Consider the following 12,373-nt stretch of genomic DNA (forward strand, 5'->3'; position numbering starts at 1 on the left):
TCCCGGCATCAATCTTTCATAGACTGTTCGCGCAACGAATCCGCCAGGAGGTTGAGGCCGAGCACGAACGACATCAATGCGATCGTCGGCGGCAGCGCCGGGTGGATGAAGGAGCGCAGCAGCCGGCTGGCATCCTTGATCGCCGTGCCCCAGTCCGGGCTTTCCGGCGCCAGTCCCAGCCCGAAATAGCCGAGCGTACCGAGCAGGATCGTGGTGTAGCCGATGCGCAGGCAGGCGTCGACGATAAGCGGCCCGCGCGCATTGGGCAATATCTCCCACAGCATGATGTACCAGGGCGATTCACCGCGCGTTTGTGCCGCCGCAACATAGTCGCGCGTTTTGATGTCCATGACCAGGCCGCGCACGATGCGGAACACGCCGGGGCTGGAGGCGAACACCACCGCCACGAAGATGTTGAGCTGGTTGGGATCGATGTGGATGATCTTGAACGGATCGGCATCGAAGACAAGGCCCGCATAGATCCAGCCGCCAAGTACCAACGTCAGGCCAAGCAGGATATAGAGGCGGTCGGGGCGGTTCTTGTAGCGCGTCCAGAACAGCACACTGAAGAAGATGATCGGAAACAGGAAGAACAGCCCTGCCATCGCGTAGGGGATCGGCGTGTCCATGATGCCCGGCGTCACCAGCAGGTAGAACAGGAGGATCACCGGGAAGGCCAGCACAAGGTTGGCGAGGAAGGACAGCACCGTATCGATCTTGCCGCCATAATAGCCGGCCGGCAGGCCGAGCGTAATGCCGACCATCAGCGCAAAACCGGTCGCCGCCGGCGCGATGATCAGCACGATCTGGCTGCCATAGACCATGCGGGAGAACACGTCGCGGGCGAGCTTGTCGCCGCCGAAATAGTATACAAGTTTCGACCCCGGCTCGATTGCGCCCGGCAGCGCGTCCTTCATGATCGGCACTTGGGCGAGCGGATCGAAGGGCGAGATGGTCGACGCGAAGATCGCCGTAAACAGCCAGAACAGGCAGATGCCGACGCCGACGATGCCGACGCCGCTGTCGAAAAGCTGGCCGTAAAGGCCTAGCTTCTTCTTGTAGCCGAAGCTCGCCCCCATCACAAGGGCGAGAGCGATCCAGACCGGCCAGAAGCGGGCAAGCACGCCGAGTACGACGTTGAAGGCGCTGAGATATTCGACCTGCATCCGCCCGGTCTCCTATTGAACTCTGATGCGCGGATTGAGGAACGCGTAGCCGACATCGGAGATGAGCTGTGTGATCAGGACGATAAACACCGAGACCAGCGAGCAGCCGAGCAGAAGATCGATGTCGTTGTTGCCGGCGGCCTCGACCAGGGTGTAGCCGAACCCCTGGTAGCGGAACATCACCTCGACGATGACGACGCCGGTGAGCAGCCAGGGGAACTGCAGCATGATGACCGTGAATGGCGCGATCAGGGCGTTGCGCAGAGCGTGCTTTATCACCACGCTGCCGAAGGAGAGGCCCTTCAGCCGGGCGGTTCGGATATATTGCTGGGTCATCACCTCGACCATCGAGGCGCGGGTCATGCGAGCGATGTAGCCGATGCCGTAGATCGCCAGCGTCATCACCGGCAAGGTGAAATTATAGAAGGTGATGCCCTGGCTGGCCGAGGCCGCCGAACCGTTCAGCACGCCGAGCCAGGAGGCAAAGATCACGGTGAAGATGACGCCCGAAACATATTCGGGCGTCGCCGTCGAGGCGATCGAAGCCACCGACAATGTGCGGTCGGTGCGTGAACCCTCGCGCATACCGGCGAGAATACCGATCAAAAGCGAGATCGGCACCATTACGGCCAGCACGCAGAGCATCAGGATGCCGGTGGCGCTGAGCGCCGGAAAGAGTTTCGAAGCGACCGTCGTCTTGAACTTGGTCGAGCAACCGAAATCGCCTTGCAGGATGCCGGAGAATGTCGGCACGACCGGATCGTTGCAGAAGGAGAAACGCTGTGCGGGCTTGCCGGTCGCCGGGTCGGTCACCGGCTGCTTGGGCATGATGCCCAGCCATTGACCGTAGCGGATAAAGAAATTCTGCCGATAGCCATGGTTGACCAGCCAAGCCTCAAGCTGCTCGGCGGATGTGTGCATTTCGGTCTGGCTGATCGCGAGCTTCTTCAGATTAGGCCCGAGATTGACCAGGAAGAAGACGATCATCGTCAGGCACAGCATCGTCACTGCCATGGTGCCGAGACGCCTGATAACGAAAGAAAGCATGGCGGTCCCCTGCCGGTCGGGTTGGGGGGTGGAACCGGTTTGCAAGCCGTGCGCTGCCGCCAGCGGCAGAACAAGCCTTCAGACCAGTCCCAGATGCAATACCCTTTTTATTGCAGACCCAGGCCGAAGAGTCCGCAACTTTTTGCTGCGCCGACTTCCGGTCCAAGGACCATGCAAAGAGCGAGGGAAAGGGGCGAGACGCCCCTTTCCGGATCGTCCGGTCAGGCCTGGTCGAGCCAGACCTTGCCGTAGTCGCGCTCGAAGGTCGGGTGCATCTTGTAGTTCTGCACCGCCTTGACCGAATGGCTGTAGAGCTTGCGCCAATAAGGCTGGATGATAATGCCGGAATCCTGCAGGATCTGCTCGATATCCTTCATCATTTCCTTGCGCTTGGCGGCGTCGGCAACTGCCAGCGCAGCGTTGAGCTTGGCATCCCACTCCGGATTCGACCAGGCCGTCTCGTTCCAGGCCTCACCTGTGCGATAGCCGATCGCCAGAACCTGGACGCCGAGCGGCCGCATGTTCCAGTTGGTCATCGACAGCGGATACTTCGTCCAGTCGTTCCAGAAGGTCGAACCCGGCAGCACCGTACGCTTGACCTTGATGCCGGCGTCGCGCATCTGCGCGGCGATCGCATCGCCTGTGTTCTTGTGCCAGTCTTCGTCGACCGTGATCAGTTCGTGCTCGAAATCGGCCTGGCCGGCTTCGGCCATCAGCGCCTTTGCCTTGGCCGGGTCGCGAGCAATCTTCGGCAATTCATAGTATTCCGGATGGATCGGGGCGACATGGTGGTTTTCGGCAACCGTGCCGGCATTGCCGTAGCCGAGCTGGAGGACGACATTGTTGTCGACCGCGAGCTGCAGGGCGTTGCGAACCTTCTGGTCGCCGTAAGGCTTGTTGGTCACATTGGTACGGCAGACGATCGTCGAGGCGGTGACGATCTCCGACTTCACCAAATCCATGCCGTCGAGGATCGACACATAGTCGGCCGACGTCTCGAAGTTGGTGTGCACCTCGCCTGCCTCGAAAGCGCTGACCATCGCCGCCGGATCGGTGCCGTAGTCGATGAACTCGATGCCGTCGAGGAAGACGTCACCATCCCACCATTTGTTGTCTTCGCGGCGCTTGTAGACCACTTTCTGGCCGACATCGTAGGAGACCAACTCGAACGGGCCGGTTCCGATCGGGCAGGACTTGAAGTCGCCGCCCTTCTCGTCGAAGGTCTTGTGGACGATAAGGCCGGGATAGTCGCACACGTTGGGAATGAGGGCGATATCCGGCTTGCTGAGCGTCAGCTTGACCGTGTGATCGTCGACCTTGGTCACCGCGCTCTCATCCAGCTTGTCGTCCTTGACCAGCGAACCGAGGCGACCTGGCATGGAATTGCCTTCGGCCTTCTTGTCGGCCCAACGCTTGAGGTTGAAGATGACGTCGTCTGCGGTGAACGGATCGCCGTTGTTCCAGGTGACGCCTTTGCGCACATGCAGCGTGTATTCGGTGGCGTCGTCATTCACGTCCCAGCTCTCCAGCAGATAGGGGCGGAACGTGTATTCGGTGGTGTATTTGACCAGCGGCTCGAGCGCCTGGCGCTCGGCATTGGCGATTTCCGACCAGTCGGACTTGCGCGGATCCTTCGGATCCTTGATCCATTGCGCGACCTTCAGTATGCCGCCTTTCTTGCCCTTCACCTCTTCCGCCTTGGCCGGCGTCGGGTCTGCAAGGCCAAGCATGCCATAGGCCATCGCCGTCGACGCGCCGAAGACGCTGGCGAGAGCCAGAAATTCGCGACGATCCATCTTGCCTGCCTTGGCGTCTTCGGCCATGGCCAGGATGTGATCGGGAACGCGGTCGCCGTTACTCTTGTAGATCGTCATGACTTACTCCCATTGTTGGCTTTCTGCCTTTTAACATTCCGCATCCTCGCCATGATGTCAAAGACGGCAGGGATTGGGAACATGCCAAGGAATGTGCAACTTTGAAAGCAGGGCGGTTCGCGCGATAACGACAGTCTTGGCGCAAATTTGCTACTGCGCCAGGGATTTCGTCCGAAATCCCCACAGGCAATTAAACTGGGACATTCGCCGCTGCGCCACTCGTTCTCAGGCAACCAGTTGTTCTGCGCGAACGGCCGGTTTCAATATTCCCGTTCGTAGAAAACACCGCCTTTGGCTTCGCCGGCGTCGGTTGCCTCGCCACGCAGCTTGACGCCGCGCCCAACGTCGAGATCGACGGTTGCCTTGCCCGAGCCCGGCCTGTCGCCCTTCTGGATCGTCACATAGGTACGGTCGTTGAGATACTTGCCCGCCGAGACGGCGGTGCCACCCTGTTCATCGGTGATTACGTCGAGATCGTCGACGCCGATTGCGCTGCGCAGGTTCTGCAGCAGGGAGGTCGAGCCGCCGACGCCGGCCAATTGTCCGGCAGCTTCGGCAAGCTGCGCGATCTGCAGCGGCGACAGGTTCGACATCGAACGGCCGAAGATCAGCTGCGCCAGCACCTCATCCTCCGGCAACGCGGGTACCGAGGAGAAGGTGAATTTCGGGTTGTTCGCCTCGCCCGACACCACGATGGTCACGGTGGCGCTGGTCGTCTTCGATTGCGCCGTGAGATTGAGGTAGGGCACCAGAGAGCCGGAAAAGCCGACGGTGCCTTCCGTGAAGGTCAGCCGCTTGGCAAGGATCGTCAACCGTCCGCGCCGCAAGGTGAAGGTGCCGACCGCCTGGGGTGACGATGCCGGGCCGGTCAGCCGCAGCGAACCGCCGAGCTCGGCGTCGACACCCCTGCCCTGGATGAAGATCTGGCTCGGCGCATTGACCGTGACGTCGAGATTGAGGCCGTTGCCGCCGCCGCCACTGCTTGCAGCGGCCGGGCGCAACGCCTTGTCCTGCGCACGCACGGCGGCCGGCGCATTCTTGTGCTTGACGTTGAGCTCGGCCAGCGAGCCGGGCAGCTTTTCGGGTACGGTGATGACGGTCTTGGCCAGGTTGACCGTACCGGAAATCACCGGCGCGGAGGTGAGCGGTCCCTTGACGGTCAGGTCGCCGCCAAGATTGGCGGTGACCACCTTGCCGTCGGTATAGCGGCCATCGACGAGCTTGACCGACAGGTCGGCCGGAAAACCTTTTGCCGGATCGATGCCGACGGTGCCGCTGGCCGAAAGGCTGCCGCGTGTCGACAGCGTGCCGGTCAGGCGGTTGATCCTGGCCACGCCATTGCCGATAGCGACATCGGCGGTGATGTCGTTGATCGCAAGCCCCGATCGCGCATCGACCAGACGGGCGCCCGACGTGCGGACCGTGCCTGAGATCACCGGCGACGTCGCCGGGCCGCGCACCTGCACATCGACGTCGGCCGTGCCGCTGAGGGACAGGCCTTGCGCGGCGAGTGTCCTGGTGAGGAAGGCGAACGGCACCTTGCCGGAAAAGTTGAGATCAAGGGTGGGCGCGCCTGATGTCGTCATCGTGCCGCCGCCCTTGAGGCCGAGGCCGGCGGCATCGCTCATGTTGGCGTCGAAGGTCAGTCTGTTGCCCGAATACGTACCTGAGGATGAAACGCCAATGCCGCCGAAACCTGCACCACGGGTCTGCGACGTCTGAACGCCTGCGGCGTCGATCTTGAAGGCAACGGCCGGATTGGCCGGCGCGCCCGTCACCTTCACCGTGCCCGAGATGGAACCGGCGGCATCGAGGCCCGGCGAAAAACTGTTGGCTATCGAGATCGGGACGCGGGCCAGCGTCGCGTTGAGGTCGAACGCCTGCCCAGCCTTGCCCGTGACCGTCGCCGTGCCGCCGCCGAGGTTGAGCACCAGCCTGTCGAGGCTGGTCACTCCATTGGCGATGTTGATGGTCGAGGCCTGGGCGATGGCCGCCTTGATGCCGCGGATGGTCGCCTCGCCGGAGGCAAGTTCGACCGTCGTCGTGCCCTTGACCGCCTTGACCCGGCCGGCCGCCCTCAGCGGAATATCCTTGACGGTGGCGCCACCGGAAAAGCCGGTCCATTCGCCGTCGCGCTTGAGATCGACGTTGACGCCCCGAATAGCCGTTCCGCCGGAAGTTACGCTGTCGGCACGGATTTTGCCCGAGATCACCGGTGCCGCCAGATAGTTGGCGATCAGCGCATCGATGCTCACGGCCTTGGCCGAGACATCGCCGCGCGAGATCGAGGCCGTCGTCGCCTTGACGGCGACTTGCGGCACGGTACCCGCCTTGGAGAAGGCGATCGTGCCGCGCACATCGCCATCGGCCTTTTCCAGTGCCAGGGCCGCAAGCGGACCGATATCGGGCAGGTCGAGCGCCACGGTGCCGGCCGGAACGAAGGCATCGTCGAGCGCCAGGTCGCCGGAGATACGGTTCTTGCCGAGCGACAGCAAAAGCCCGTTGATGGCGCGTTTGCCGTCCGATGTCGCCAGCACGGCGCTGCCCTGCAGCGGTTGGCCGCCGACATTTCCGGTGAGTCGCACATTCGCAGCCGGGTTGGCGGCATCAGCCTTGCCGGTGGCAGTAAGCTTCAGACCGGTGATCTCGCGCGCCGCGACCGAAAGCCTGTCGCTGTTGACAGTCAGCGACAGATCCGGCGCGATGCTGGCGCCTTGCGCATTCAGCGCGAAAGAGATGGCGCCTTTGGCGTCCTTGGATAGCAGCGAGACGTCGCCTAGCGCGCCTTTGACGTCGGCGCTGAGCTTGTTGTCGGCAAGGCTCGCCTGGCCGTCTGCCGTCAGCGAACCGGACGACAGCCTGACGGTATTGGCGGTGACACTGCCATTGGCGTCCCGCTTCAGCGCGGCACTGAATTGCGTTCGCTCGGCGAGCACGCCACGTACCGCCCCCGGCAGTGCCGCCGAGGCGGCGTCCGCCTTGACATTGAGGTCGATGGCGCCGTCGGCCAGCGAGACCCGCCCGTTGAAGCCGCTGTTCAACGCGTCGCTGGTCACCGTGCCGCTATCGATGACGATGGCATCGGCGGCAAGGCTGCCGGCGAGTTTGGCGGTGACCTTGCCGGCGATCAGCGGCGCGATAGTCGGATTGTCGATGCCGATTTTTTCGGCAGTCACGGTGCCGGAGATCGGCCCGCTCCGGGCTTTCACGTCAAAGCGATCGGAGTGCAGCGCAAGCGTGATGCCCTCGATCATAGCTAGATTGGTGGCGGCCGATGGCAGCGTCGCGGAAATGTCGAGCTTCGGCTGGGCGCCCTGCCCGGCCGCCGTTAGCGATATCGCCTGTAGCTCGAGCTTGATCGGGCTCTCCTTGCTGCCAAGCGACAACGGCAGGCTCGGACCGGTAGAGGCCAGGTGGAGCGAAAAATCGCTGGCACCGTTCGGATTGATGGTGCCGGCTGCCTTGCCGGAGATCTTCTCGCCGGCAAGCGTCGCCTGCTCGATGGCCAGGCCGCTGGCCGACGAGAAACGGCCTGCCGCGTCGAGATCCAGCGGCCCGAGCCCAGCCTGCCGGGTCTGGCTGGTTTCGGCGCCGTTGAGCCGGGCGGTGAAGCGAATATCTGGGGCAGCCGACGATCCGGTGACCTGCGCGGTGCCGCTGAGCACGCCCACGGCATCGAGACCCGGTGAAAAATCATTGGCAAGCGCTGCCGGCACCGCCGACAAGGTGGCAGCGAGATCAAGCGTCTGGCCGGCCGTACCCGACACGGCAACCGAACCACCGCCGACACCGAGCGCCAATTTCTCTATGCTCACCCTGCCATTGGCGATTGTCAGCGCTGATGGCTGCGCGACAGCTGCCTTGATGCCGCGGATGGTCGCCTCGCCCGAGGCAAGCTCGATGCTGGTGGTGCCGTTCGCAACCCTGACCCGCCCGGACGCGCTGGCCGGAATGCCGGCGACCGTGGCGCCGCCGCTAAAGCCGGTCCAGTCGCCATCGCGCTTCAGGTCGACATCGATGCCGCTGATCACCGTGGGTCCGGAGGTGATCGTGTCGGCCTTGATCTTGCCGGCGATTGCCGGTGCTTTGAGATAATTGGCGACCAGCGCGTTGACGGCGATTGTCTTCGCCGCCAGTTCGCCGCGCGAAATCACGGTGCTCGTCGCATCGATCGCGACCGTCGGCGCTCCGTTGTCGTTCGCAAAGCGGATGGTGCCGCGCACGTCGCCGGCTACCGACTGGCCTGTGAGTGCGGCCAGCGGAGCAATATCGGCGGCATCGAGGGTCAACGTGCCGAGCGGCAGCAGGTTGTCGTCGAGCCCGAGGTCGCCGGAGACCTTGTTGTCGGCTAACGAGACGGCAAGTCCATTGATGGAGCGCTTGCCGTCGGTTGTGACCAGCGATGCCTTGAGGTCGAGCGGCTGGTCGTCGACCGAGCCGGTCAGCGAGACATCGGCGGCGGGACTGGCGATATCGGCCTTGCCGCTCGCGCTCAGCCTGATCTGCTTCACCGTATGGCCGGACGCCGTCAGGCTGTCGCTGTTGGCCGAAACCGAGAAATCCGGTGCGCTGCGCGCGCCGCTTGCGGTAAGCCCGAAACCGACGGCGCCGCCGACGTTGGCGCCGACCAGCGGCGACAGCACCGACACGTCGCCCAGCGTACCCTTGATATCGGCTCGGATATCGGTGCCTTGCACACTGGCGGTGCCGCTGGCGCTAAGCGTACCGGAGGTGAGTTGCAATGCGTTGGCGGCGAACGCACCGTCCGGGTCGCGTGTCGCGGTTGCGGAAAACTGCACGCGCTCACCGAGAACCGAGCTGATTTGCGGCGGCAGCGCCGTCGAAGCCGCGTCGGCATTCATCTTGAGCGTCATCGACAGATCGGCAAGCGCCACTGTGGCTGTTACGGACGCATTGAGCGCGTCGCTGCGTAGCGTGCCTTTATCGACGACAATCTGTTCCCTGCTGACGGAGCCGGCGAGACCGGCGCTGACCCTGCCCGTTATCAGCGGCGCCAAAGTCGCGACGTCGGTGTTCAGGCCGGCCGCCGTCAGCTTGATGGTGACCGGCCCGCTACGGTTCTGGATGTCGAAACCATCGGAATGCACTTGCCCGATCAGGTCGTCCACCCGCGTGCCGCCCGCCACCACCGAGACCAGCGACGCGCCGATATCCATCATCGGCGCCTTGCCATCGCCGAAAGCGCGGGCCGTGGCATCCTTGATTGCCACGGTTATCGGTTGCGCCTCGCTGCCGAGGCTGAGCACGATCGGCGGCCCCTTTGCGGCGAGCTTCACCGAAAGGTCGCTGGCGCCGTTCGGATCGACAATGCCGGCAGCGGTCGCGTGCAAGGCGCCGCTGTCGATATTGGCGCGCTCGACATCGACGCCGCCGGCCGCGGTCGCCGTGCCGGCGAGGTCGAAGGTGGTCTTGCCGGCAAACAGCGGTTTCAGGGTTTCGGGCAGGAAGCGCTCGAATTCGCCATCGCCGTTGGCCTCGACATAATGACCCTTGTCGGTGAGCTGATGGCGACCGGTAAGCTGGGTGACGATCCGGCCGTCGACAACGAAGGTCCCGATGCCATTCCAGTTGGCGAGCGGTCCGGTGCCGGAAACGACAATGTTGACCGGCGGCGCGCCCGGCAGGTTGAGCAGGTTGGCGATGATGCCGCCGGCCGGCTCGGATGCCTTAAGGTCGAGGTCGAGCTTGTTGTCGGCCGGCGCGAAATGGGCTTTGGCGTCGACCGTGCCTTGCTTGCCGTCGTGGCGAACGATGTTGAGGTTGGTCTCGATCGCCAATGGAGAGGCGTCCGCCTTGAGCGCTCCCTTGGCTGCAAGTTCGGCCACACCGCTGCCGGCCAGAGCCTGCCCGAGCGCGATTTCGGGAAGGTCGAGTTGCCTGACGTCGATGGAAACCGGCAGCGTCGTCGCTCCGCTTTGGCTCGGCTGTGTATTGGCCACCGGCAGCCTTGCCAACTCGATACGCTCGGCCCCAATGCGATCGGCGCTGAAGCTCTTCGACAGGAGTGCCAGCGGCGACCAGTCGACGGCCACGTTGCGCGCCACCATCCAGGCGCCTTCGCGATCCTCCAGAACGACATGATCGACCCTCAGCGCGCCCGACCAGATGCCGTCGATGCCGACGACAGTCACCTTGCGGTCGCCGGTCGAGGCCATGGTCGAGATGATGCCGGCAAGGTTTTCGCGGCCGCGCTCGGTTTTGGTCAGCACGACGAGCGCCCCCACCGCCGCTGCCACGACGATGAGCAGCGTGTAGAAAAGAATACGGAGGATGCGCCTGAATATTGCCATCAGAATGCCTGGCCGATGCCGGCATAAATGCCGAAATGAGGATCGTCAGGACCGCGGTTGAGAGGCACCGCCGCGTCGACGCGCAGCGGCCCGAACGCCGTCAGATAGCGCAAGCCTACACCCGCGCCGACCTTCATGTCCGAAAAATCGGGGACCTGCCTGGTCGACACCGTGCCGGCATCGACGAACGGCACGACGCCGATCTTGTCGGTGACGGCGATGCGCATCTCGACCGAGGTCTCGAAGAAGGAAAGCCCGCCGATCGGCTCTCCATTGCTGTCCTTCGGGCCGATGCCTTGATAGGCATAGCCGCGCACCGAACCGCCGCCGCCTGAGTAGAAGCGTCGATCTGCCGGAACATCTTGAAGACTGGCGCCGATGATAGAGCCGATGGCGACACGTTCGGCGAAAACGAATTTCGAGGCCGAATCGAGTGACTGGTAGGCCGACCCCTCGCCCTTCAGCTTGACAAACGCAGCCCCGCTCAAAATGTCGTAGCTCGGCTCGCCATAGGCCAGCACCCTGAAGCCCCGGGTCGGATTGAGTTTGCTGTCGCGATTGTCGTAGACATATTGCAGTGGAATGCTGGCGATCAGATAGGTGTGCTTGCCGAAAGCGTCGTGGATCCTCGAATAATCCAGCGCGACCTGCGCGGAAACCGTCTGCTTCTTGTCGAGTTCGTAGGACAGGCCGGTGCTGCCCTTGACCGAGAAATGGTCGTAGGCGTCGGGGTGTTCCAGCACGGTATTGACACTGGCAATGAATTTCGACGCCGGCCCGACCACGCCCGGCTTTTCGAACATGACGCCGGCATTGTAATTGAGTTGGGTCAAGTCGTTGCTGCCGATGCCGCTGATCTTGCCGTCGATGCGCAGCTTTTCGGCGCGGCCAAACAGATTGCGATGCCCCCAATAGCCTTCGAGGCCCAGCCCTTCGGTGTTTGAGAAGCTGCCGCCAATGCCGAAATAGCGCGGCTTGCGTTCGCTTACCTGGACACCGATCGGGATGTTGCCCTCGGCGTCCAGTGCGTCGGCTTCCTTCACCGTCACGCTGTTGAAGACCTCGAGCCCGAGCAGCCGGTCGCGCGCATCGTCGATCTCATCGGGCGAATATTGGCGCCCGCGCTTAAGGCCGGTCATATATTCGGTGAAGTCGCGGTCGACCTTTTCCGTGCCCTCGACAGTGGTGTCGCCATAGCTGGCGACCGGGCCGGCCGCGACGGCAAGCGTCACGTCGAGCGTCGAACCGGCGTGCTCGGCGACGATCTCGCGGCCCGTCACCTTGGCCAGCGGCCTGCCTTCTTGCTTGAGTGCCCGCACGATCGCCGCCTCGGCCTTGAGCACGGCGCCCGAACTGGCGTCACCGCCGGCGATCAGACCGAAATCGGCACTTGCCAGCCCCGCGGCATCGCCTTCCAGTCTGATGTTGCCAAGCGTGAATTTCGGCCCGGCTGCTATGCGTATCACCACCGGTATCGGCTGCGGACCCGAAAACTCGGCATCGGGCGGCAGATCGTCGAGCGGCTTGCCCTGAATAGTGATGGTGACGACACCCTCGTAACGGGCGTCAGTGTAGAGTGCGGCAACAAGTTGCTCACGGTCACTGCGCGCCTTGGCCAGTAGGCCGAGAGAACCGGATACCGGATGTTCCTCGTCGGCCTTCAGCGCCGAGGCGTTTTCGAGCTTCTCGGCGAGATCCTTGTCGGCGTCCGGCGCCTCGATCGTCACCGCATAGCGCAGCGGGTCGACGATATCGGCATCTTCGTCTTTGGATCCCCACAGCTTGATGCCGAAAATCTCGAAGGCTGCCGCACTTCCGGTTTCGGCAACAAGTGCCGTAGAGCACAACAATGCGAAAAGCAGGGCGCGCGAAAGCGCGCGCCGTGGCGCGGTTCCTCCCGACATCTGCCTTTCATACGCCGGCATTACGCTCCTAGCCTAGCTCGCAAACCTAAAATTGGAATGAAGTTCTGAAG

The 12,373-nt window shown here is 63.3% G+C and carries 5 protein-coding genes; all 5 read right to left on the minus strand.

All coding sequences use genetic code 11. The features are described from left to right. Positions 1–8: 8 nt before the first annotated feature. The 5 genes from NKH41_RS17435 to NKH41_RS17455 all read right to left on the minus strand — a co-directional run bounded on the left by NKH41_RS17435 (position 9) and on the right by NKH41_RS17455 (position 12,323). Positions 9–1,166, minus strand: coding sequence for an ABC transporter permease (locus NKH41_RS17435; protein ID WP_352503177.1), 1,158 nt, complete (start codon positions 1,164–1,166; stop codon positions 9–11). A 12-nt stretch (positions 1,167–1,178) separates the two neighbouring features. After that, a complete protein-coding gene (locus NKH41_RS17440; protein ID WP_352453204.1) occupies positions 1,179–2,213 on the minus strand; it encodes an ABC transporter permease in 1,035 nt (344 codons plus the stop codon). A gap of 221 nt (positions 2,214–2,434) precedes the next feature. Continuing rightward, on the minus strand, positions 2,435–4,087 hold the full coding sequence (locus tag NKH41_RS17445) for an ABC transporter substrate-binding protein (RefSeq protein WP_352771322.1): 1,653 nt from the start codon (positions 4,085–4,087) through the stop codon (positions 2,435–2,437). Between the two features lie 260 nt (positions 4,088–4,347). Continuing rightward, positions 4,348–10,398, minus strand: a complete 6,051-nt coding sequence (locus NKH41_RS17450; protein ID WP_352771324.1) for a translocation/assembly module TamB domain-containing protein — start codon at positions 10,396–10,398, stop codon at positions 4,348–4,350. After that, on the minus strand, positions 10,398–12,323 hold the full coding sequence (locus tag NKH41_RS17455; protein WP_352771326.1) for an autotransporter assembly complex protein TamA: 1,926 nt from the start codon (positions 12,321–12,323) through the stop codon (positions 10,398–10,400). The genes NKH41_RS17450 and NKH41_RS17455 overlap by 1 nt, the downstream gene beginning before the upstream one ends. Positions 12,324–12,373 lie beyond the last annotated feature (50 nt).

This window comes from Mesorhizobium sp. M1169, assembly GCF_040318345.1.
Lineage (GTDB): Bacteria > Pseudomonadota > Alphaproteobacteria > Rhizobiales > Rhizobiaceae > Mesorhizobium.

Coding starts and splice junctions, on each gene's coding strand:
- NKH41_RS17435 (WP_352503177.1), bottom strand. CDS start 1,166: ATGCAGGTCGAATATCTCAGCGCCTTCAACGTCGTACTCGGCGTGCTT.
- NKH41_RS17440 (WP_352453204.1), bottom strand. CDS start 2,213: ATGCTTTCTTTCGTTATCAGGCGTCTCGGCACCATGGCAGTGACGATG.
- NKH41_RS17445 (WP_352771322.1), bottom strand. CDS start 4,087: ATGACGATCTACAAGAGTAACGGCGACCGCGTTCCCGATCACATCCTG.
- NKH41_RS17450 (WP_352771324.1), bottom strand. CDS start 10,398: ATGGCAATATTCAGGCGCATCCTCCGTATTCTTTTCTACACGCTGCTC.
- NKH41_RS17455 (WP_352771326.1), bottom strand. CDS start 12,323: ATGCCGGCGTATGAAAGGCAGATGTCGGGAGGAACCGCGCCACGGCGC.